This window comes from Lentzea sp. HUAS12 (assembly GCF_024125735.1).
GTDB lineage: Bacteria > Actinomycetota > Actinomycetes > Mycobacteriales > Pseudonocardiaceae > Lentzea > Lentzea albida.
In genome coordinates this window covers 6,293,788-6,315,084 of record NZ_CP099738.1, presented here as the reverse complement: position 1 = coordinate 6,315,084, position 21,297 = coordinate 6,293,788, and the positions used below count along the sequence as shown (strand labels likewise).

General features: G+C 69.3%; 24 protein-coding genes and 1 tRNA gene. 15 read left to right on the top strand and 10 right to left on the bottom strand.

What is annotated here, in order from left to right; all coding sequences use genetic code 11:
* Window positions 1-8: 8 nt before the first annotated feature.
* The 4 genes from glp (at window position 9) to ND450_RS28810 (ending at window position 2,883) form a co-directional block, all read left to right on the top strand.
* Window positions 9-1,232 carry a gephyrin-like molybdotransferase Glp gene (gene glp, locus ND450_RS28825; RefSeq protein WP_089909169.1) on the top strand — a complete coding sequence of 408 codons (1,224 nt, stop codon included), beginning with the start codon at window positions 9-11 and terminating at the stop codon, window positions 1,230-1,232.
* Window positions 1,229-1,882: a GNAT family N-acetyltransferase gene (locus ND450_RS28820; RefSeq protein WP_089909172.1), complete on the top strand. Its 654-nt coding sequence runs from the start codon at window positions 1,229-1,231 to the stop codon at window positions 1,880-1,882. Before glp ends, ND450_RS28820 begins: the two co-directional genes overlap by 4 nt.
* Window positions 1,883-2,037: 155 nt before the next feature.
* Window positions 2,038-2,751 carry a gephyrin-like molybdotransferase receptor GlpR gene (gene glpR, locus ND450_RS28815; RefSeq protein ID WP_253321669.1) on the top strand — a complete coding sequence of 238 codons (714 nt, stop codon included), beginning with the start codon at window positions 2,038-2,040 and terminating at the stop codon, window positions 2,749-2,751.
* A 59-nt stretch (window positions 2,752-2,810) separates the two neighbouring features.
* Window positions 2,811-2,883: transfer RNA gene (locus ND450_RS28810), tRNA-Ala, on the top strand.
* Between the two features lie 303 nt (window positions 2,884-3,186).
* Here ND450_RS28810 and ND450_RS28805 read toward each other — a convergent pair.
* The gene (locus ND450_RS28805) at window positions 3,187-3,813 is read right to left on the bottom strand and encodes a TetR/AcrR family transcriptional regulator (protein ID WP_253321668.1); all 627 of its coding nucleotides are present in this window, start codon (window positions 3,811-3,813) and stop codon (window positions 3,187-3,189) included.
* 143 nt (window positions 3,814-3,956) lie between these two features.
* Between ND450_RS28805 and ND450_RS28800 the strand changes: the two genes are divergently transcribed.
* Window positions 3,957-4,778 carry a class II aldolase/adducin family protein gene (locus ND450_RS28800; protein ID WP_253321667.1) on the top strand — a complete coding sequence of 274 codons (822 nt, stop codon included), beginning with the start codon at window positions 3,957-3,959 and terminating at the stop codon, window positions 4,776-4,778.
* Between the two features lie 72 nt (window positions 4,779-4,850).
* On the opposite strand, the gene ND450_RS28795 is transcribed toward ND450_RS28800, so the two are convergent.
* Window positions 4,851-5,612 carry an SDR family oxidoreductase gene (locus tag ND450_RS28795; RefSeq protein ID WP_253321666.1) on the bottom strand — a complete coding sequence of 254 codons (762 nt, stop codon included), beginning with the start codon at window positions 5,610-5,612 and terminating at the stop codon, window positions 4,851-4,853.
* 95 nt (window positions 5,613-5,707) lie between these two features.
* On the opposite strand from ND450_RS28795, the gene ND450_RS28790 reads away from it, so the two are divergent.
* From ND450_RS28790 to ND450_RS28775, 4 genes are all read left to right on the top strand, one after another.
* The gene (locus ND450_RS28790) at window positions 5,708-6,289 is read left to right on the top strand and encodes a TetR/AcrR family transcriptional regulator (protein ID WP_253321665.1); all 582 of its coding nucleotides are present in this window, start codon (window positions 5,708-5,710) and stop codon (window positions 6,287-6,289) included.
* A gap of 64 nt (window positions 6,290-6,353) precedes the next feature.
* Complete coding sequence (locus tag ND450_RS28785; protein ID WP_253321664.1) at window positions 6,354-7,076, top strand: hypothetical protein; 723 nt, start codon at window positions 6,354-6,356, stop codon at window positions 7,074-7,076.
* A gap of 93 nt (window positions 7,077-7,169) precedes the next feature.
* Window positions 7,170-7,544: a cupin domain-containing protein gene (locus ND450_RS28780; protein WP_253321663.1), complete on the top strand. Its 375-nt coding sequence runs from the start codon at window positions 7,170-7,172 to the stop codon at window positions 7,542-7,544.
* Between the two features lie 68 nt (window positions 7,545-7,612).
* The gene (locus ND450_RS28775) at window positions 7,613-8,158 is read left to right on the top strand and encodes a hypothetical protein (RefSeq protein ID WP_253321662.1); all 546 of its coding nucleotides are present in this window, start codon (window positions 7,613-7,615) and stop codon (window positions 8,156-8,158) included.
* Here the strand turns inward: ND450_RS28775 and ND450_RS28770 are convergent.
* From ND450_RS28770 to ND450_RS28760, 3 genes are all read right to left on the bottom strand, one after another.
* Entirely contained in the window at window positions 8,146-10,170 is a 2,025-nt protein-coding gene (locus tag ND450_RS28770; protein ID WP_253321661.1) for a hypothetical protein, read from the bottom strand. The two genes, ND450_RS28775 and ND450_RS28770, sit on opposite strands and share 13 nt — an antisense overlap.
* Complete coding sequence (locus ND450_RS28765) at window positions 10,167-10,892, bottom strand: hypothetical protein (RefSeq protein ID WP_253321660.1); 726 nt, start codon at window positions 10,890-10,892, stop codon at window positions 10,167-10,169. The genes ND450_RS28770 and ND450_RS28765 overlap by 4 nt, the downstream gene beginning before the upstream one ends.
* An 82-nt stretch (window positions 10,893-10,974) precedes the next feature.
* Window positions 10,975-11,595, bottom strand: a complete 621-nt coding sequence (locus ND450_RS28760; RefSeq protein ID WP_253321659.1) for a Crp/Fnr family transcriptional regulator — start codon at window positions 11,593-11,595, stop codon at window positions 10,975-10,977.
* A gap of 306 nt (window positions 11,596-11,901) precedes the next feature.
* Here ND450_RS28760 and ND450_RS28755 point away from each other — a divergent pair, with 306 nt between their 5' ends.
* The 3 genes from ND450_RS28755 (at window position 11,902) to ND450_RS28745 (ending at window position 14,660) form a co-directional block, all read left to right on the top strand.
* Window positions 11,902-13,896 carry a serine/threonine-protein kinase gene (locus ND450_RS28755; RefSeq protein ID WP_253321658.1) on the top strand — a complete coding sequence of 665 codons (1,995 nt, stop codon included), beginning with the start codon at window positions 11,902-11,904 and terminating at the stop codon, window positions 13,894-13,896.
* A 263-nt stretch (window positions 13,897-14,159) separates the two neighbouring features.
* The gene (locus ND450_RS28750; protein ID WP_253321657.1) at window positions 14,160-14,354 is read left to right on the top strand and encodes a hypothetical protein; all 195 of its coding nucleotides are present in this window, start codon (window positions 14,160-14,162) and stop codon (window positions 14,352-14,354) included.
* A 39-nt stretch (window positions 14,355-14,393) separates the two neighbouring features.
* Window positions 14,394-14,660, top strand: coding sequence for a hypothetical protein (locus ND450_RS28745; protein WP_253321656.1), 267 nt, complete (start codon window positions 14,394-14,396; stop codon window positions 14,658-14,660).
* A gap of 142 nt (window positions 14,661-14,802) precedes the next feature.
* Here ND450_RS28745 and ND450_RS28740 read toward each other — a convergent pair whose 3' ends face one another.
* Entirely contained in the window at window positions 14,803-15,378 is a 576-nt protein-coding gene (locus tag ND450_RS28740) for a hypothetical protein (RefSeq protein ID WP_253321655.1), read from the bottom strand.
* Window positions 15,379-15,394: 16 nt separating this feature from the next.
* On the opposite strand from ND450_RS28740, the gene ND450_RS28735 reads away from it, so the two are divergent.
* Together ND450_RS28735 and ND450_RS28730 are read left to right on the top strand one after the other, a co-directional pair.
* Complete coding sequence (locus ND450_RS28735) at window positions 15,395-15,982, top strand: RNA polymerase sigma factor (RefSeq protein ID WP_253321654.1); 588 nt, start codon at window positions 15,395-15,397, stop codon at window positions 15,980-15,982.
* Entirely contained in the window at window positions 15,972-16,631 is a 660-nt protein-coding gene (locus ND450_RS28730) for a hypothetical protein (protein WP_253321653.1), read from the top strand. The genes ND450_RS28735 and ND450_RS28730 overlap by 11 nt, the downstream gene beginning before the upstream one ends.
* Here the strand turns inward: ND450_RS28730 and ND450_RS28725 are convergent.
* Window positions 16,618-18,156: a dolichyl-phosphate-mannose--protein mannosyltransferase gene (locus tag ND450_RS28725; RefSeq protein WP_253321652.1), complete on the bottom strand. Its 1,539-nt coding sequence runs from the start codon at window positions 18,154-18,156 to the stop codon at window positions 16,618-16,620. The genes ND450_RS28730 and ND450_RS28725 overlap by 14 nt on opposite strands.
* 24 nt (window positions 18,157-18,180) lie before the next feature.
* Between ND450_RS28725 and rsmI the strand changes: the two genes are divergently transcribed.
* Complete coding sequence (gene rsmI / locus ND450_RS28720; protein ID WP_253321651.1) at window positions 18,181-19,026, top strand: 16S rRNA (cytidine(1402)-2'-O)-methyltransferase; 846 nt, start codon at window positions 18,181-18,183, stop codon at window positions 19,024-19,026.
* Here the strand turns inward: rsmI and ND450_RS28715 are convergent.
* Genes ND450_RS28715 through ND450_RS28705 form a run of 3 tightly spaced genes read right to left on the bottom strand, consistent with a single transcriptional unit; the run spans window position 19,018 to window position 21,263 of the window.
* Window positions 19,018-19,731 carry an ABC transporter permease gene (locus tag ND450_RS28715; protein ID WP_253321650.1) on the bottom strand — a complete coding sequence of 238 codons (714 nt, stop codon included), beginning with the start codon at window positions 19,729-19,731 and terminating at the stop codon, window positions 19,018-19,020. The genes rsmI and ND450_RS28715 overlap by 9 nt on opposite strands.
* Window positions 19,721-20,653, bottom strand: a complete 933-nt coding sequence (locus ND450_RS28710; RefSeq protein ID WP_253321649.1) for an ATP-binding cassette domain-containing protein — start codon at window positions 20,651-20,653, stop codon at window positions 19,721-19,723. The genes ND450_RS28715 and ND450_RS28710 overlap by 11 nt, the downstream gene beginning before the upstream one ends.
* A 58-nt stretch (window positions 20,654-20,711) precedes the next feature.
* Entirely contained in the window at window positions 20,712-21,263 is a 552-nt protein-coding gene (locus tag ND450_RS28705; protein WP_253321648.1) for a PadR family transcriptional regulator, read from the bottom strand.
* Between the last annotated feature and the right edge of the window lie 34 nt (window positions 21,264-21,297).

The window sequence follows — 21,297 nt, the reverse complement described above, 5'->3', positions numbered from 1 at the left end:
CCAATCACATGAGGTCAGTGGACGAGCAGCTCGCTCGGGTGATCGCGGCCGCAGTGCGGCCCGCACCCGTGCGAGTCGCGATCTCCGAGTCGCAGGGTCTGCTCTGCGCCGAGGAGGTCGTCGCGGAACGCGCGTTGCCCGGCTTCGACCAGGCCGCCGTGGACGGGTACGCGGTGCGCAGCGTCGACGTGTCCGGCGCCAACGCGAGTCCGGTGCAGCTGCCGGTCGTGGGTGAGATCCCGGCCGGCTCCCGGCAGCCGCGCAGGCTGCAGCCCGGCCAGGCGGTGCGGATCGCGACAGGCGCCCCGCTGCCGACGCTGGCCGACGCGGTCGTGCCGCTCGGCTACACCGACGGCCATCAGGCCAAGGTGACGGTCAACCGCAGCGTGCCGTCCGCCGGGTTCGTTCGCCGCACCGGCGAGGACGTGCAGACCGGTGACGTCGCCGTGCGCCGCGGCGCGTCCATCGGTGCTGCTCAAGTGGGTCTGCTGGCCGCTGTCGGACGCAACAAGGTGCTCGTGCACCCACGGCCGCGCGTGTCGGTCATCTCGCTCGGCGAGGAGCTCGTCGACGTCGACCGCACGCCGGGCCAGGGCCAGGTCTACGACGTGAACTCGTACGCGCTGGCCGCCGCCGCCCGTGACGCGGGCGCCGAGGTCAGCCGGGTCGGCATCATGTCGGCCGACCCGCGCCGGCTGCGCGAGGTGATCGAGGGCAGGCTCCTGCTGTCCGAGATCGTCGTCATCGCGGGCGGCGTGGGCGGCACGATCGGCGACGAGGTCAAGGCCGCGATCACCGAGCTCGGCGACATGGACGTCAGCCGCGTCGCGATGCACCCCGGCTCCGCGCAGGGCTTCGGCAGGCTCGGCCCCGACGCCGTGCCGACGTTCCTGCTGCCGGCGAACCCGATGAGCGCGCTCGTCGTGTTCGAGGTGCTGGTCAGGCCGCTGATCAGGGCGGCGCTCGGCAAGAAGAACCCGTACCGCCGCGCGGTGTCGGCGCGCCTGCTGTCGCCGCTGCAGTCGACGAAGGGCCGCCGGGGCTTCCTGCGCGGTCAGCTGCTGCGCGACGCGGACAACGGCGAGTACCTGGTGCAGCCGCTCGGCACGTCCGGGTCGCACCTGCTCGCGTCACTGGCCGAGGCCAACTGCCTCATCATGGTCGACGAGGACGTCACCGAGGTCTCCGTCGGCGAAGAGGTGCTGGTCAGCTTCCTAGCGCAGCGTGGATGAGCGTTTTCGCCGATCTGGGCAGACACCCCGGCTGGCCCGTCCGGCTGGGGCCCCTGCACGTGCGCGCCGGAACCGTCGAGCTGCGCGGCCCGCGCCTGTTCGACGGGTCGCGCTGGTCGAGGCTGCGCATCCGCGACCGCGCCTACCTGGAGCAGTGGGAGCCCACGGCGCAGGAGGGCTGGGACGAGCGCAACGCGACGCTGTCCTGGCCCGCGCAGTGGTCGTCGTTGCGCGGCATGGCCCGGCGCGGCACCACGCTGCCGTTCATGATCTTGGTGGACGGCGAGGTCGCCGGTCAGATCACCGTCGGCAACATCGTGCGCGGCTCGCTGCTCTCGGCGTGGATCGGCTACTGGGTGGCCGCTGACCGCGCCGGGGGCGGAGTCGCCACAGCGGCCGTGGCGTTGCTCACGGACCACGCCTTCCGCGACGCCGGACTGCACCGCCTCGAGGCCACCGTGCGTCCCGAGAACGGCGCCTCGATCCGTGTGCTCACGAAGTCCGGCTATCGCGAGGAAGGTCTCTTCAAGCGTTATCTGGATGTTGCCGGACAGTGGCGCGACCACCTCTGCTTCGCGCTGACGACCGAAGAGGTCCCGGATGGCCTAGTGCGCCGTTTGGTCGCACGCGGAGAGGCCCGTCTTCCCTGACGATTGCTTCCGTTCGTCCTAATCACTTCACCCAAAAGTGGGTGATAGACCACACTTTCGTACGCACGGCAGTCGGCGAGCCTCCGACACAGGTGTGACTGTTGTGACTAGCGTGGTGACAGCACCACGCGTGGGCCGGGGGAGGTGAACGGGGAATGCCGAGTTCGCTGATCATCGTTGCGCTGGTCGTCGCCTGGCTCGTGGTCCTCGTCCCCATGATGGCCCGCAAGCGCCAGGAGAGTGCGCGCAGCGTGGGGGAGGAGTACGACGCCATGCCGGACGCCGAGTACGACGACATCCACGACATCGACGACGACTACTTCGACGAGGAGGAGTACGTCGAGCGCCCCTTCCGGCGCGGCCGCGGTGGCTACGACCCGGAGACCGCCGCGCTGGTCGCGCAGGCGAAGTACGCGTTCCGACGCAGAGTGGTGGCGTTCCTGCTGGTCGCCGCCGTCGCGTCCGGGATCGTCGCCGGAGTCTTCTTCACGAAGCTCTGGTACGGCCACGCCGCGATCGACCTGGTGCTCGTCGGGTACCTCACGTACCTGCGCCGGCAGGTGCGGATCGAGGAGGAGATCCGCGCGCGCCGGCTCGCCCGCCTTCAGCAGGTGCGCCGCCGCCGTGCGACGGGTCCGCAGCTGCAGGAGCCCCCCGCCGCCGAGCCCGAGCCCGTGCAGGTCGCCGAGGAGGCCGAGACCACCCAGGTCGAGGTCGTCGAGGACAGGCCCGCGCTGCCGCCGTTGCCGCGCTTCGAGCACCACGTGCGTCCGGGCACCATCCCGGTCGACTCCGACGACGAGGACCCGGTCTTCGTCGAGCTCGACGGACTGGAGTCGCTGCGGTACCGAGGTGCGGTCGGCGCTTAGGAGGGGGTGGTGAAAACACCCCCTCCGGGACTGCTATAGTTCTCCCCGTAAGACAGCAAGGGGCTGTAGCACAGTTGGTAGCGCGTCTCGTTCGCATCGAGAAGGTCAGGGGTTCGATTCCCCTCAGCTCCACGCAATAAATGGCGAGTGCTCGCAAAGAGCACTCGCCATTTTGCGTTCCACGTGTCTTCTGGGGCCAAGCCCCCAGACCCCAGCCGGGAGCAAGCCCCCGGACCCCCGTAGGTTGCCCGGTGGGGCGGGGTTCTCGTGCTGTGGCCTCAGGTCCACAGATTGATAATCGCCCGGTCCGCGTAAACGCGGACCGGGCGATTTTGCATTAGTCGCACGTTTGTCCCTCCCGCACTGCGATTGCCTTGTCCTCCGGCAATCGCAGTCGTCCGGAGCAGCGGTCGGCTGCTCCCAGGCCCGCGGAGGTCACGGGGAACGGCGGTCGGAGGACGCCCGCGAGAACGCGTCGAGAACGACCGGCAGGACCAGTCGCTCCACCAGTCGGGAGTCGATGCTGCCCGGCTCCACCAGTTCCTGGGCGTTGCCGCCTTCGCGCAGGGCGACCGCGAAGCGGGCCACCAGTGCGGGATCGATGACGAACTCGCGGCCCGACGCCGCCAGCAGTTCGGCGAAGATCCGCGCGATCCCCTGGCGGACCTCCTCGTCCTTGCGGGCGAGGACGGCCGCCGCCTCGGGGTTGCGGATGGCGTACAGGGTGAACTCGGTCGAGATGAGGAACCACTGGCGCTCGTCCTCGGACGGGCGGTTCGCGAGGTTCACGAAGTGCTGCAACGGATCGCTCGCCTGACGGGCCTGGTCGAGTGCGCTTCGCAACCGCGTGAGCACCACGGCGGCGTGCGCCTCGAACATGGTGAAGAAGAGCTCGTCCTTGCTCGCGAAGTTGGAGTAGAACGCGCCTCGGGTGAAGCCGGCCCTGTCGCAGATCATCTCGATGCTGGCCCCGTTGAAGCCGCGCTCGGCGAAGACCTCGGCGGCACTCGTCAGCAGCCGCGACCTCGTCACGGCGCGCTGACCGGTCGTCCCTCGTGGCACCACTCCTCCGCTCTGCCCGTTTCGATACAGGAACGTATCTGCACGCGGCTGCTTTGACTAGCTGCTCTTGACGCTGGTTCTGAGCAGCTGTGATAGTGGCCCCAGTCTTCGATACGACTCTGTATCTCATAGATGGGACCGTCATGACGAGCACGGTTACGCCGGACATCCTGGAGATGGTCCGCGCCAGCATCGGACCCGCCCCCGACGACTTCGAGCTGCCGCTGCCGCCGATCAACCTCTCGGTGGAGGAGGAGCGGGAGTACCGCAAGCGCGAACTCGCGGCCGCGTTCCGGGTGTTCGCCAAGTTCGGTTTCTCGGAGGGGGTGGCCGGCCACATCACGGCCCGCGATCCCGAGCACCCCGACACCTTCTGGGTCAACCCGTTCGGCATGAGCTTCAGCCAGATCAAGGTGTCCGACCTGATCCACGTCGACCACGTCGGCAACCTGCTGCACGGCAAGCGCCCGGTCAACCGGGCGGCGTTCTGCATCCACTCCGAGGTGCACAGGGCGCGGCCGGACGCGGTCGCCGCCGCCCACGCCCACTCGCTGAACGGCAAGGCCTTCGCCTCGCTCGGCATCCCACTCGCGCCGATCACCCAGGACGCCTGCGCGTTCTACGAGGACCACGGGCTCTACTCGGACTTCCGCGGCGTGGTGAACGACATCGAGGAGGGCCGCCGGATCGGCGTCGCCCTGGGTGACGCGAAGGCGGTCATCCTGCAGAACCACGGCCTGCTCACCGTGGGGCAGACCGTCGCGGCCGCCGCCTGGTGGTTCATCACCATGGAGCGCTCCTGCCAGGCCCAGCTGCTGGCGATGGCCGCCGGTGAGCCGACCCTCATCGACCACGACACAGCGGTCGGCGTGCGCGACCAGACCGGGAACCCGGTCGCCGGCTGGTTCCAGTTCCGGCCCCTCTGGGACCAGGTCGTCGCGGAGTCCCCCGACCTGTTCGACTGATCTCGGCGACGACGAAAGGGCCGCCCCGGGAACGCGGGCGGCCCTTTCGTCGTCGTGTCCTGGCGTCGGCGCCTAGAACGTCTTGATGACGCCGCCGTCGACGACCAGGTCGGTTCCGGTGATCCAGCTCGCCTCGTCCCCGAGCAGGAACGCGACGGCGGCCGCGACCTCCTCGGGCTCGCCCAGGCGGCCCATCGTGACACCCATGTCGGTGGGCGCCTTGTGGTTCAGCACCTCTTCCCTGGTGGCGCCGGACTGGGCGACCATCCAGTCGACGGTCCCGCCCTCGTCCGTCCAGCCGGGGGTGCGGGTCGGGCCGGGGGACACGGTGTTCACCCGCACGCCTCGCGCGGCGAACTCCTCCGACAGGGCCTGGGTCAGGTTCGACATCGAGGCCTTGTGGGCGGAGTAGTCGACGACGCCCGTGAACGGCAGGCGGGCGTTGACCGAGGAGATGTTGACGATCGCACCGCCGCCGTCGAGCAGGTCGGGCAGCAGCGCCCGGCTGAGCCGGACCGCGGACATCACGTTGATCGTGAACCCGGCTTCCCACTGTTCGTCGGTCACGTCGAGGAACGAGGAGCGGAAGTCCCAGTTGCCGACGTTGTTCACCAGGGCGGACACCCTGCCGCGGGCGCGGGCGGCCTCGGCCAGGCGCAGGTTGCCCTCGGCGGTGGCCAGGTCGGCCTGCACGACCGTGAGGTTCCCGGTCTGCTCCGGCGAGGCCGAGCGCGATCCGGTGACGACCTCGTAGCCGTCCTTGAGGAGGCGTTGGACGACAGCGGCGCCGATCCCCTTCGTTCCTCCGCTGACGACGGCGACGTTGTTCGGCATGACACTCCTCGGCTTGTTCGGGAGCGATCGCTCCCTATCTGGGTGTGACCGTAATACGGGAGCGATCGCTACACAACCCGGAGTTAGGATGAGGCATGCCACGTCCCCGTCAGTTCGACGACCACGACGCAGTCCGGAAGGCGATCGAAGTGTTCCGCCGCCAGGGCTACCACGGCACGTCGACGCGGGACCTGGGCGCGGCGATGGGCCTGAACCCGTCGAGCCTGTACCGGGCCTACGGCGACAAGCACGCGCTGTTCCTGCGGGCCCTGGACAGCTACCAGACCGTCCAGGACGAGGCCACCGGGGAGATCACGAGCAGCTCGGACAGCGTGCGCTCCGCACTGCGCCGATGGCTGGTGCACATGATCACCGAGGAGCAGGACCACGCCTGGGGGTGCCTGATGGTGAACACCGCCGCCGAACTGGGCGCCGAGGACTCACCGACCCGCGAGCGGGTGCACGCGGCCTTCGACGGCAACGTCACCGTGATCGCGGACCTGCTGCAGAAGGCCGTCGCCGAGGGCGAGATCACGCGTGAGATCGACGTCCGCGGCTGGTCCGAGCTCCTGTTCACCACCGTCGCCGGCCTGCGGGTGCGGGACAGGGCCGGGCAGCCCCTGGAGCGGCTGACCGCGGCCGTCGACACGGCGCTGGACGCGATCTGGGGCAGGTAGCGGAAACGCGTTCGGTCTCCGCCTCACCGCCGGATACCTTGGGCGCGTGAACATCCTTGGGGGATTGAAAGCTCTGTTCGTCGTAGGGACGGCACTCGCCGCCGTCAGCTGTTCGCCGGGGCAGGAGCAGCAGCCGGCGGCGCCGCAGGAGAAGCACTTCGACGTCACGGGCTGGGGGAAGCTGAAGCCCGGAATGTCCAAACAGGACGCTCTCGCCACCGGTGACCTCGCGGCCACGGGCGCGGGGAAGACCGGCAGCTGCGAGGACTACCGCTACAAGGACGGGCCCGCGGCCGACCCGAAGCAGGTGGCCGAGGACGACGCGCTCGAGCAGAAGATCGCCGAGGCGCAGAAGGCCGCGGACGCCGCCAAGGCGGCGATCGGGCCGGAGCCCGGTCCGAACGCGGGTGCCGCGGACTACGCCGCGTCGGCGGAACGGCTCGCGGCGTCGGCCGAGGCGAGCAACAAGGTGGTGCAGCTGACCGTGGAGTCCACGAAGCGCATCGCCGACCGGGCCGAGGCGCGCGAGGCCCACGGCGGCGTGCTGTTCGCCGGCGACAAGATCCGGATGATCCTGCCGCCTCCCGGTGCCACGGCGGCGAAGGACCTCGGCAAGGGCGCCACGGTCGAGCAGCTCAAGGCGGCCTACCCGAACGCCACCAGCGCCGGCGACGACATGTTCGACGTGCCCGTGCCCGACCAGAAGGGGTTCGTGCTGAGCTTCCACTTCGCCGAAGGGAAGCTCACGGCGTTCATGCTGTTCAACACCGAGGCCGCGTGCGCCTGAGCTGAGCGATTCCAGGCCGTCCGTCGTAATGCGGGCGGCCTGTTCGTCTATATAACGGCCGTAAGCTCGTTCGGCTCCCGAAAGGCAGTACCCATGAGCGACGCGCCACAGGACAAGGTCACGGTCCTGTCCGCCGAAGCCCTCGCCCAGCTGAAGGCGTTCCCGCTGCACGGCGACGAACGGCTGCAGAACAAGCTCCTGTGGAAGTCGCCGGACGGCGGCACGATCGTCGGCCTGATCCAGATGGCGCCCGGCGCCCGCGACGTCGGCCACAACCACCCGTCGGCGACGCAGCACACCTGGGTCATCGACGGCACCGTGAGCATCGGCGGTGTGGAGGCGACGGCGGGTTCGTACGCGTTCGTCCCGCCGGGCGTCGACCACGAAACGGTCGCGGGCGACGAGCCCGTCACGATGTTCTACGTCTACCAACCGTTCGCGCCCGAGCACGACCACCACGACCATTAATTGCACGCTCACCCATCTATGGGGTGAAGTTCGGTGAAGAACGCGGCGCCCACAAATAGTTTTCTCCTATGAGATCTGTGGTCGCCGCGTTATTACTCGGGGCCGTCACCTCCAGCGGTGCAGCGGCGACCGAAGCCCACGCCGCCCGGTGCACGGCCGCCCGCCCCGTCGTCTCCAGCACGGAGACAGTCGTAGAAGCGCGCGTTCTCACCGGCTGCACGGCCGGTGAGCTCGTCGTGTTCCAGGCGTCCATGACCCTGCGCGCACACGGCACCTCCTGCACCGCGATCTCCGAAGAGCTCGAAGCGGACCCGGCCACCGAGCCGCAGTGGATCCGCGCCCGCCTGGAAGTGGAATGCGCGCCCGGTGAGACCGGCGAGCTCGGCTCGCGGATCACCGTCGAGATGCGCGACCAGACCCGTGCCGTCACCTACGGCCTCGGCGACTCGTACGCGGAGCGCGACCCGGCCGCGCGGCACCGGTGGACCGTCGAGTTCCTCGCCGGGCTGGGGGAGTTGCCGGTGGCGTTCGATCCGGTGGTGAGGGCCGCTGGGGGATCGGTGGAGGCCGGCAGTTCGCACACCGTCTCCGACCACCGGGTTCACGGAGCCTGAAACTCCTCCACCTTGCCCTTCTGCACCTTGCGCGCGATCCGGAAGATCCGGTGGATCTCCGAACGCTTGGCGGGGTGCTGGAAGCACAGGGCGTCGACGGCGTCCCGGCGCTTCCACCACCTCAGGTCGGGGGCGATGAGCCTGGTCAGTCGGACGAGCTCGGCCGCCTTCGCCTGGTCCCAGCGGGCGTGCAGGGCCAGTTCGCCCAGGTGCTCCACCACGAGCTCACCGAACTCCGGATCGGCGATCACGTGTTTGAACAGGTCGGTGACCTGCTTGGGGAAGGCTTCGGCGAACTCGGTGAAGTAGTCGCGGCTGTGCTTGTAGAAGCCGATCACCCACAGCCCCAACGCCAGGGTGATGGGCTGCAGGCCGGTGCGGCGGTACCTCGCCCCGGTCCACGACACGACCGTGTCCAGGGCGATGCCGCGGATCTTCTTGGTCGCGAGCATCGACAGCACGCCGAACACCACCGCGTTCTGCGGCGTGTACTTGTCGGACTTGCCGATCTCGGTCAGCACCGCCAGGGACGCGGTGAGGTTCCGCCGGCCGAAGTCCGACGAGTAGACGCGCGCCACCGTCCACTTCTCGTACGCGTTGCCGTACTTCGTCCACCGCTTGATCGCCTTTTCGACGAGCGGGCGCATGACGTCGTCGTCCATCAGCACTTCCATCGCCCGCGCGGCCAGCGCTCGACGGCCGTAGGACCGCTGAGAGGCCAGGTTCTCGATGATCGCCAACGGTTCGTGTGCCGGAACGTTGCGGGCGACGTCGCAGACGGCCTTGACGCTCTCCTCCTGGAACCGGTCGAACGTCGCGTCCTCGCACATCCAGTCCCGCAGGACCTCCTGGGCGGCCGGGTACTGCCGCCACATGTGCATGAAGACGCCGCGTGCCCAGTCGTGCCGCTCGAACCGGATGGTCTCCTCTGTGAGGTTCTCGTGCTTCGGGTGAGCGCGTTCCTCGACCTTCGCCCGGATCTCCCGCAGCGTCTGGTCGGACGGCTGGATCAACGGGCACCGCGGCCGCAGCTTGCCGTCGTCGGGCAGTCGTGCCTTCCTCAGGTGCTGGTCGAGAGCCAAAGCGCGTTGCCAGACGTACTCGACCGGCTGGTTCTCCAGCACGGCGACCGCGAACGAGTACGCATGCCCGCGAACGTCCAGCTTCTCGAACCAGCGTGCGACGGCGTCGGTGACCTCTTCCTTCAGCAGAGCGATCGCCTTGGCGACGTTCACCGTGCCCTCGTGGACCTGCACAGCCAGGTCGGCAGCCTGCACCGCCTTGTCCGGCGACGCGTCCTCCAGTGCCTCGGCGAAGTCGCTCTTGATCGTGAGCTGTACGGGGCCGTCCACCTGCCCGCGGCGCCGCAAGGTCGCAAGGGCCACCTCGACCGCTGAGGGCGCGGTCAGCGCGACGGCGTGCTTCGACGCGCTGTTCGGCGCCTGGAAGAGGTCGTCGAGCAGGATCACGAGACGGCACCCCGCGTCCTTCACGACACGGAGGCACTGGTTGAAGTCCGGATCGGTGAACGGCCGGTCGCGAGTGCCCCTGAGGTCGAGGACGAGGGCGGTGTCCGGCTCCAGCTCGGGTTCGCGGATGCTGCCGATCGTGCGAGACCGGTTCATGTCGGCGATTTTCGTGATCCCGAGGTCGACGACGAGCATCCGCCGAGCGGCGAACGTGCGGCCTGTTCCCCGACCGCAGAGCACCACCACGCTTTCCCGTCGCAGGATGCCGACCGCAGTGGCGAACCGTCCCGGAGCGACGAATCCGGTTCGGACATCCTTTACGTCGTGCGGTGTCGCGTACCGAACGATCAGATCCGCCTTCTCGGAAGTCACCGAGGCGTAGTAGTGGATGTCGCCGGTGACCTCCCCTGCCTGGATGCCGTGCATCGCGCCGTTGGTGACGTTCTGCGGGAGGTACCGGGCTTCGTTCGGTGACAAGGGTGAGGTCTCGGCCGGTGGCGCCGGGGCTGCGATCTCCGCTGGCTTCTTCTCGTCCTCACTCATGGCCGCCGGCCTCCGTAGAAGGTCAGGCCGCCGTTGACCGTGCCGGCCTGGATGCCGTGCATGTCGCCGTGCACCACGTTGTGGACGCTTGCCGTGGATCGGGGCGCATCAGCGGTCTCGGCGAACGCGGCCAGGCTGCGGGGGTCGAAGCCCGGCACCCGAACCCATGCCTCGTGCCGGTACTCCTTGTGCGACACGCGCAACGAAGCGAAGTCGCTGCGCTTGGCAACCTGCGTGTGATCGCCGCCGAACGCCGTGTCGAGGGCTTCGGCCGAGACGATCAGCGCGGTGGTCGCGGTCTCTTCGGCAGCGGCGTCGTGGCAGCGCTTCAGCAGGTCTTTGAACTCCGGTGCGTCGAGCAGCCGCGCGTGGACGACGCGGGCGCGGTGGAAGCCGCTCTCGCCGACCGGTCCGACGTGGACCGCCACGCGCAGCCGCACCTCCGGCTTGCTCCACCGGTTGTGCTCGACCGTGATCTCGTCGAGTCGTGCGGCCGCGTCCAGGACCGCGCCGAGCCGCTCGCTCGGCAGCACCAGCAAGGCCCCGTCGCCCGGTGACTCCAGGGAGAGCACGGCGTCCGGTTCGATGCCGCTCTGCCTCAGCGCAGCGTCGAGGAGCTTCGAGATCGTGGCGGGGATCGCGTTCATCAGGTAGCCGGGCAGTTGCGCCGAGCCGATGACGTCGACGCCGAGCAACGCACGGTGCTGCGGAACTGGGTTCACTCGCTGCCTCCAATTCGACGAAGACAGAGAGTTTGGTGGTTCTCGCCCCCGCGCTCACCCGGAATGCAGGGTTAAGAAGTTGTCAATTCATGCCATCCGCGTTGGCAATGAAATGGCCAAGGCGGTCCGGTGACGGCAGCAGGTAGTACAGCCTGCCCGTCCGGAGCAGACCGCGTTCGCGCAGGGAGTGCAGGAACGGCTCGATCGTCTTCACCGACATCGCGACGGCGTGCGCCACGTCCTGCTGGCTCACTCCGCGCAGTTCGAGACCGGAGCCGGCTTCGGTGCCGAACTCGCGCGCCCACGCGAGCAGGCACATCGCCACCCGCGCGGCACCGGAACGCATCTGCCTGCGTTGGTTCTCGTCGGCGTTGCGCTGCCTCGCCCGCCACGTCTCCTCGACGAGCCGCTGGACGCCCCTGTCGTCCCGCATGGCGAGGAAGTGGCTGCCTGCGATGTGCCACGCCGCTCCCGGGGTCAAGGCGATCACGTGTGCACTGCGCGGGGCGCCGCTGGTCACGCCGATCTCACCGAGCAGGGTGCCGGAGCCGTACAGGCCGCTGATCGGCTCTCGGGCGCCACCCGTGGGAAGGACCACCTTGACCAGGCCGGACTCCAGCAGCAGCACCTCGTCGCTCGGCGTACCCGCGGTGATCAGGTGCTCGCCGCGCCGGAAGGGACGTGATCGTCTGCCTGCGCGCAAGACGGCGCGCCCTTGGTCACCGTGAGAGTCATCCATTAGTGCGGACCCTTGCCGACGCGTGTGACGCTCTCCGGCCACTCGCCGACATCACCGGTGAGGTTCAACGGAAGTGGACGCAGATGCGTTGCAGAGGAGGACAGGGCAGGGCGTCTCATGGGTTCAGAGCCTGGCAGAGCTCATCGGCACGCAGGTACAACGCAGTGATCAAGGAAAGGGTTGCTGTGGGATCAACCGCAGACCAATCACGCACCGTAGGCTGAGAAGGCACCTAGGCTGGGGGTGATCTCGAAAGGGGTGGTGTGAGTCGTGGGGCTCGCTGAGTCCTTGCTCACGTGGCTGCACGGCTTCGTGGGTGCGAGTGTCTGCCCCGGTGACTGGGTGTGGACCACCACGGCGCTCGGTGCGGTGCTCGGGTTGTTCCCGACGGTCGGGGCGCTGCTGTCCATCGCGGTGCGCCGGGTGGTCGGCAACTCCTACGGTCCCGTGACCGGTGCCGTCTTCACCGTGCTCGGCGTCGCCAGCTGCCTGGTGCTGCCGTGGCTCGTGCTGCGCGGAACCGTGCAGGGGCTGTCCGGGCGCGCCATCATCGGCGCCGACTCCCTGGATGCGGCCACCTGCTTCGGCACGTTCTCGCAGGGCTCCTACCTCATCGAGGCCCCCTCGGTCCTGGGCGTGATCAAGCAGCCCACGGCGCAGCCGTTGTTCCTCGCCGCCGCGGGTGTGACGGTGGCGCTCGCGCTGCTGTGCCTGCTGTTCGTGATGCTGCAGTCCGGTTCGGCGTTCCGGCTCGGGCCGAACTGGCCGCGCCGGGTGTTCTGGCCGATGTTCCTGGTACTGCTCGTGACGACGTCGGCATTCCCCGTGACCCTTGTGGGCCATGTGCTCCTCGGGTTTCTGCCGATTGCGGTAATCGGGTCAATCGTCGTGCGGATTTTCGGGTTGACTACCGCCATGCTGAACCGCCCCGGCCGCGATCGGTCCCAGGACCGCAACTCGCAGAACCAGCCACCGCAGCCGGTGGCGCGCACGCCGCAGCCCCAGAGCAACCAGCTCCCGCAGGGCCAGCCGCAGAAGAAGGCCGCGACGAAGCCGATCAACGCCTCCGCGCACCAGCCGCCGCACAACCCACCGCAGCACTCGTCGCAGAACCCGCCGCCTTACCAGCCTGCGCAGGTGCCGAAGTACCAGCCGGCGCCGATGAACCGGCCGATGCGCCCGGTGACGCAGCCGCAACCGCAGCCCACGAACCACCCGCAGAACCCGCCGCCGCGGCAGTACCCGCCGACCCGCGTCGCCGAGGTGCTGCCCCAGCCGAAGGCGCCGCAGCCGTCGAACCCGGCGGTGCTCGCGGACACGCCCGGCCCGCTGCCGTTCGGTCCGGGCGCGGCCAACGCCGAGTCGCCCGCGCCCGTGCAGAAGTCGGGCAAGGTCTGGAACCCCGGCAACGGCCGGTTCCGCCGCGTCCGCCAGCTCGGTTCCGGCGGCTTCGGCACGGTCTGGCTGGCCGTCGACGAGCAGCTCGACCGCACGGTCGCGGTGAAGCTCGCGCACGCCCCGGACAACGAGACCGAGGCGCGCATGCTCCGCGAGGCCCGCGCGCTGGCCGCGGTCCGGCACCCGAACTGCGTGCGCGTGTTCGACATCGTCCAGGACCCGGACGGCCTCGCCCTGGTGATGGAGTACATCGAGGGCGCGTCGCTGTCCGAGACGGTGCTGAAGAACGGCCTGATCGACGACAAGCTCGCCGCCCGCCTGTGGCTGAACATGGCCGACGCGCTCGCGGCAGCCCACGACCGGGGCGTGCTGCACCGCGACGTGAAGCCGTCGAACGTCATCGTGGACGGCCAGGGCACCGCGCACCTGATCGACTTCGGCATCGCCCGCTCCAAGGGCGACAGCACCCTCACCGCGACCGGCATGATGGTCGGCACGCCGGACTTCCTCGCCCCGGAGACGGCCCGCGGCGAAACGGCGTCCCCGGCGTCCGACTCGTGGCAGCTCGCCGCCACGGTCTCGTACGCGCTGACCGGCCACCCGCCGCGCGGCTCCCGCGAGAACCCGATCTCCTCGCTGATGGCCGCCGCCCAGGGCGAACCGATCACCAAGCTGCCGCAGAACAGCGCGCACGCCCGTCTCCTGCTCGCCGCGATGGACCCGGAACCGAACCGCCGGCCTTCGCTCGTGCAGGTGCGGTCGCAGCTGTCGCAGTTCCTGGACCAGCAGGGCATGAGCAAGGAAGGCCCGGTCACCAAGATGATCAGCAAGCCGACTCCACCGCCGACGAGGCACATGCCGATGTAGGCGATCCGGGCGCCATCGGCGTTGCCGGCCGTCATGTAGGCGGTGCGCGAGTTCGGCCGGGCGCTGACCCGGCCGCTCGGTGCACCCGCCGCCGCGGTGCAGAGCTTCATCGAGGTCCCGTTCGAGCTCGACGTCCACGACCTCTGTTCGCGACCGCGGAAAGCTCAAGAAGGTGGCGCTGCACCACCGGTCGTGGAGCGAGGTGCTCTGCGAGGCAGTCATGCAGGAGGAGCAGGTACCTCGAGCACCCGCGGTCAGGGGCGATGGCGTTCGAGGACATGGGACCTTCGTGGGTTCCGCTGCGCGACGCGGTGGAGACCCGCACGCTGCGGACGACCGACAGGACCGCACCCGACGTGGTGCTGCGGTTCGAGGCGTTGCTCCGGTTCGCCGGACTGCAGCTCGGCCGCCGCCTCGGCACGGACGTCACGCCCGCGTTGCTCATCGCGGACCCGTAGAAGGAGATCCGGGGGTTCCGGGTCGAGATCTCGGTGCCGATGGGCTCGAAGCGCGGTACCGGGCGCAACTCGTTCATCGACTCGGTGCTGAACGCGGTGTCCTCGTTCTACGAGGAGATCGTGCAGAACCTCAAGCCGTGGTCCGCCACGCCGCCGAAGATCCGGGCGGAGGCCGCGTTCGTGCCGCCCGAGGACGTCCCGGTCGCGCTCGTGTCGACGGCGCCCTCGTCGCAGGACGGACCGGAACTCCACGCTCCCGTCGTGGTGCCGGCGCAGGAGTCCTCCGAGGTCTCGGTCGACGCTTAGGCGATCCGGGTGAACGTCGAACCGGTCCGTAACGGTGGTTCACCGCTCAACGACCTAGGTCGTGGTTCACCCGGAAGCCTCGGCATCTCACGGGATGCCATGCGAAGAGTGGTGAGGCGGTTTCCGCCGATCGCCTCACCACTCACCTTCGGGTCGCGGGCCGCAACCGCTTGCGCAGCAGCAGGAACACCCCGGCCGCGCCGGCCACGACGAGCCCCGCGATCCAGACCGGCAAGGGCTTTCCCGACGACTCCACGGCGGCGGCCGGTTCGGGGGCGGCGGACACCGCTGGCTTGGGCAGCGGTGGTGCGATCTCCTGCCAGGGCGACGGGCCCTCGACCGGTCCCAGCACTAGCTGTGGGTCCACCGGCTTGACGAGCAACGTGCCCGGGACCGTCAGCGTGCCCAGCGGGTGGTCGGGGAAGATCCCCTGCACGCCGAAGACCTCGTACGTGCCGGCGGGCAGGGTGAACGCCACGGCGTAGTGCGCGGGCTCGGGCAGCCTCACGCCGACGAACACCTTCTCGTCCGCGCCGTTGCGGAACTTCAGGCCCGTCTCGTCCAGGTTGCCAGCGAACGGGCGCACGCCGTGTTGCAGCACCCAGTAGCCGACGGTGTGGGTCGTGGAGGGCTGGATCGACGGCACCGGGTCGACGTACGTGACGGCCCAGGCGCCCGCGTGCGCGTTGGGTGCGCCTATCAGCAAGAAAGCGCACATCAGCAAGAGAATTCTCATGAGGCGGATACACCGGGAACCCAAGTGGGGTTCCCGGTGTAGAGAGGGCATCACGGACGACGCGGTGGCACGGGCGATCGCAGGTGACCAGGCGGCCTACGGCGAGCTGGTCGCCCGGTACACCGCGCTCGCGCACCGGACGGCCTACCTGCTCGGGGCGGGTGCGGACGCCGGGGACGTGGTGCAGGAGGCGTTCGTGAAGGCCTACCGGAAGCTCCACACGTTCAAGCAGGGCCTCGACTTCAAGCCGTGGCTGCTCAAGATCGTCGCCAACGAGACCAAGAACCTGCACCGCGGCAGGCGCCGGCGCAACCTTGTGGAGCTCAGGCTCGCGACCATCACCGAGACCGTCGACCACGACGACCCCGGCACGCTCGTGGACGACTCCCGCGCGAAGCTCCTGAAGGCCGTGCGGAGCCTCAGCGAGGCGGACCGCCAGGTCGTCACGTGCCGGTACCTGCTCGACCTGAGCGAGGCCGAGACCGCCCAGATCCTCGGTCTCGCCAAGGGAACCGTGAAGTCGCGGCTGTCCCGCGCGCTCGCCAGGCTGCGCCCGATGCTGGAGGAGGTGGCCCATGACCGATGACCCGACGGAGGCCGCCCTCCGCGACCTCGCCGTGCACCTCCACGTGCCCGATCCGCCGGACGTCACGGCGCAGGTGCTGACCAGGATCAACGCGCCGCGCAGGAAGAACCGCCGGCTCCAGGCGGTCATAGCGGCCGTCACCGCGTTCGCCATCGCCTTCGCGGTGTCCCCGGCGGTGCGGGCGGGCGTGCAGCAGCTGCTGGAGTTCGCCGGCGTCGAGTTCCGCACCGAGGCGCCGCGGTCCGTCGCGCCGCCGCTGCACAGCCAGGACGTCGGGCTGGACCAGGCCAGGCGGCAGATGCCCTTCGACATCCACCTGCCGCAGGCCCTGGGCACGCCGGACAAGGTGACCGTCCACGAAGGACGGTTCGTCACGCTGCACTACGGCGAGCTGAGGCTGGACCAGTTCGACGGCACCATCAGCTCGACCGTCGGCAAGCTCGTCCACGGCGAAGGGGTCGAGCAGATCGGCGACAAGATCTGGATCCCCTACCCGCACGCGTTCTTCTACATCGACCGCGACGGCCAGTGGCACACCGAGGAGCCGCAGCTGGCCGGTCAAACCCTGCTCTGGCAACGAGGTCAGGTCACCATGAGACTCGAAGGCGACCTGACCAGACAACGAGCGCTGGAGATCAGCGCCAGCTAGGCAGCCACAGCTGCTGTTGCCACATCTCCGGTGTGATCGGGTTGCCGTTCAGGATCGGCCAGAGCCACACGAAGTTCGCGACCACGATGCCGACGTACAGCGCCACGACCAGAAGTCCGGTGCCGCGGCGTTCGGAACCGGCGGTCCGACGACCCAGGACCTCGCCCAGCGCCAGCACGATCATCAACACCAGGAACGGCGCCATCGGCGTGACGTAGAAGAAGTACATCTGCCGGTCGAGGTTGAGGAACCACGGCAGCAGGCCGGCGGCGTAGCCGACGAGGACGCCCGCGTAGCGCCAGTCCATGCGGCCGATCGTGCGGAACAGCGCCCAGCCGATCACCGGGAACGCGAGCCACCACATCGCGGGCGTGCCGATGAGCATGATCGCGCCGAGGCAGGACGCGGCGCCGCAGTCCGTGACGGTGTTGTCGTAGTAGTAGAGCATCGGACGCAGGCCCATCGGCCACGTCCACGGCTTCGACTCCCACGGGTGCCGGTTGGTCTCCGAGGTGACCAGCTCGACGTGGAACTTGTAGACGTTCTTCGCGTTGTACCAGAGCGACTGCAGGACGTCGGGGATGTACGAGATGTCCTGGACCTTGCCACCGACCACGTGCCGGTCGATGCCGGTCTCGCTCGCCATCCACGGGAACCACGTCGCGATGTAGACGAGCACCGGGATCGCGACCAGGCCGCCCAGCGACGGCAGCACGTCCTTCGCCAGCGCGCCCAGCCACGGCTCCTCGACGCCCGCGGCACGACGGGCCAGGGCGCTCCACACGACCGTCAGCAGGCCGAACGCGGCGATGTACCAGATGCCCGACCACTTGATGCCGCACGCCGCACCGAGCATCACGCCCGCACCGAAGCGCCACCAGCGGAAGCCGAGCCACGGGCCGAAGGCCGAGTTGTTGACGAACCCCTCGCGCACGGCCACGGCCAGGCGCGAGCGCACTTGTTCGCGGTCGACCACGAGACAGCCGAACGCCGCCACGACGAACAGCGCCAGGAAGATGTCGAGCATGCCCATCCGCGACTGGACGTGCGAGACGCCGTCCGCGATGAGCAGCACGCCGGCGAGCGCGCCCAGCAGGTCCGAGCGGGTCAGGCGGCGGGCGATCCGGACGATCAGCAGGATCGTGATCGCGCCGGCCAGCGCCGAGGCGAACCGCCAGCCGATGCCGTCGTAGCCGAAGAGCTCCTGGCCGATCGCCATCAGCTGCTTCGCGAGCGGCGGGTGCACGATCAGCTCGTAGCCCGGGTTGTCCTCGTAGCCGCCGTTGCGCAGCACCTGTGCCGTCTGCGGCACGTAGTGCTTCTCGTCGAAGATCGGCGTGCCCTTGTCCGTCGGATAACCGACGTTCCAGAAGCGCACGACGGCACCGATCAGCGTCACGACGGCCGTCATCAGCCACCCGCGCATCCGGTCTCCGGACGGAGGCGGGTCGAGCGTTGCCGCACGATCCGTGCGCGGCTCCTCGACGACGACGGGCGCCTCTCCTGGCTGCACGAGGACTGTCACGCCGCCGATCGTAGGGTGAAGCTTGTGAGTCCTGTATCCGGTTCAGGCCGTCTTGTTCTGGCAGCCACCCCTCTCGGGGACATCCGCGACGCCTCCGCGCGCCTGGTCGAGGCCCTCGAGACGGCCGACGTGATCGCCGCCGAGGACACCAGGAGACTGCACGGCCTCGCCGCCGCGTTGCAGGTCAAGCCGTCCGGGCGGGTGATCAGCTTCTACGACCAGAACGAGGTCGGGCGCCTCCCCGGCCTGCTCGAATCGCTGCACAACGGCGAGACCGTGCTGCTCGTGACGGATGCCGGAATGCCGTCGGTCTCCGATCCCGGTTACCGGCTCGTCGCCGCGTGCGTCGAGCAGGACCTCACGGTCACGTGCCTGCCGGGGCCGTCCGCGGTGACGACGGCACTGGCGCTGTCCGGCCTGCCGAGCGACAGGTTCGCGTTCGACGGCTTCCCTCCACGCAAGTCGGGTGAGCGCAGGCGCTGGTTCGCCCCGCTGGCCACCGAGCAGCGCACCGTCGTCTTCTTCGAGGCGCCCCACCGGCTCGCGGACACGCTCGCGGACGCCGTCGAGGTGCTCGGACCGGACCGCCGCGCCGCCGTGTGCCGGGAGCTGACGAAGAAGTACGAGGAGGTCGTGCGCGGCACCCTCGGTGAGCTCGCCGAGTGGGCCGTGGAAGGCGCACGCGGCGAGATCACCGTGGTGCTCGGTCCCGCTCCCGTCGCCGACACGCCGGACCTCGACACGCTGGTGGCCGAGGTGAAGCAGCGCGTCGCCGACGGGGAGCGGATGAAGTCGGCCGCCGCCGAGGTCGCGGAGGCGGCCGGGATCAGCAAGAAGACGCTCTACGACGCGGCGATCAAGTCAAGCTGACTCCTTGTTGAACGTGCGCACGCCGTAGAACACGCCGACCAGCACCAACGCGACCACGGAGATCAGCCCGTAGAGCGCGGTGCCGGGGTTGAAGATCGACCTCTCGGCGTCCACGACGTGCGCCAGCGGGTTGACCCGCGACAGCCAGTAAAGCCACTGTGGGCCGTTCGACATGGGCAGCAGCACGCCGCTGAGGAGCATCAACGGCACGATGGTCGCGGACAGCACCGACGCGAAGACGTACTCCAGCTTCACCTTCAGCGCGACCGCGTACGACACGGAGCCGATCGCGATGCCGAGCAACGCCACCAGCCCGAGCCCGAGCAGCACCTGCCCCGCCGACGCCCGGAACCCGAACAGCATCGCGGCCAGCACGATCAGCAGGCTCTGCACGACCAGCAGCACCACGTCCTTGCCGACGCGCCCGACGAGCAGCGCGACCCGGCTGACCGGGGTGACCCGCAGCCGTTCCATCACGCCCGTGCGGACCTCGGGCAACAGCGAGAAGCCCGCGTAGGCCGTGCCGAACAACGCCATCTGCACCAGCAGGCCGGGCACGAACCACTGCCAGCTGCCCTCGCCCAGCAACGGCCCGAAGAGCCCGAGGTAGAGCAACGGCTGGGCGAGCCCGAAAACGATCGCGACCGGGTTGCGCAGCACCGGCAGCATGACGCGGGAGAAGACGAGCCAGGTGTCACGCAGCATTGCTGTCCTCCCGCAGGGAACGACCGGTCATGGTCAGGAACACGTCGTCGAGCGTCGGCCGGTGCACCTGGACGGAGTGCAGCTCGACGCCGATGTGGTCGAGGTCCTTGAGCAACGACGGCAGCGCTCGGTCGCCGTTCGGGATGCGGAAGCTGACCACCTCGCCGTCGACCACGGCGTTCTCGAACTTCGTGGCGACGAGCTGCGCCTGGGGCGTGCCGAGCACGACGAGGTCGCCGGAGACGCGGTGCTTCAGCTCGTCCGGTGAGCCCTCGCCGACGATCGCGCCGTGGTCGATGACCAGCAGCCGGTCGCAGAGGAAGTCGGCCTCGTCCAGGTAGTGCGTGGTCAGGAAGACCGTGACGCCGTCGGCCCTGAGCTGCCTGATGTGCTCCCACAGGTTGCGGCGGCTCTGCGGGTCGAGCGCGGTCGACGGCTCGTCCAGGAACAGCAGGCGCGGGTCGTGCAGCATGCCCATCGCGATGTCGAGCCTGCGTTGCTGGCCGCCCGACAGCGTGACGATCCCGCGCTTCTCGAGACCGGCCAGGTCGAATCGTTCGAGCAGGTCACGGGCCTTCCTGCGGGCGTCGGCCGCGGACAGGCCGTAGAACCGGGCCTGGAACTCCAGCTCGTCACCGACGCGCTGGTCGAGTCCGCCGCCGCCCTTCTGGCCGACGTAGCCGATGGTGCGGCGCACGCCCGCCGGATCGGTCAGCAGGTCGTGCCCGGCGATCACCGCCTCACCCGCGGTCGGCCGCAGCAGGGTCGTGAGCATGCGCAACGTCGTGGACTTGCCGGCGCCGTTCGGGCCGAGGAACCCGACGAGCTCGCCCTCGGCGACGTCGAAGTCCACGCCGCGCACGGCGTCCACGGGACCGGCCTTGGTCGTGAACCGGCGCGCGAGGCCGCGTGCCTCGATCATGACTGAACCCCCTCTAGTCAACTTTGACTAGAGGCTAGCGAGAACTAATCAAGTTTGACTAGTCCCTCAGGTCGTACTCCCCGGCCTCCAGCCGTTCGATCAACTCCCGAGTCCAGCGCACCTGGCCTTCGAGGTGGACGAGCCACAGTCGAAACAGCTCGCTGACGTGCGCGGGCTTGCCCATCTCCGGCATCGACTCAATGCCGTGGCGCGTCGGCGTGAGCTGGCCTTCGAGACCCGCCAGCCGGTTCTTCAGCAGCACCACGGCCTGCCTGCGGGGGACGAGGTTGAGCATCGCCACGCCCGCGGAGACCTCGTCGTTGCCGGCCGCGGGGTTCGCCAGCGCGTGGCCGAGCAGGTCGTCCAGTTCGTGCTCGCCGGCGGGCGTGATCCGGTAGCTCGTGCGGGCCGGTCCCTCGCCGGACTCGACGCCGACCGGCTCCAGCAGTCCGTCCTTGGCCAGCGACTTCAGCGCGTGGTAGATCGAGCCGGGCTGCACGTTCGCCCAGCTGTCGGCCGACCACGACCTGAGCTCGCGGCGCACCACGTAGCCGTGCGCCTCGCCGACGAGCTTGACCACGCCGAGCACCAGCATCCTGGTCGCGGACAAACCGACCTCCCATGCAGTGAAAAGCGGCTGGCAC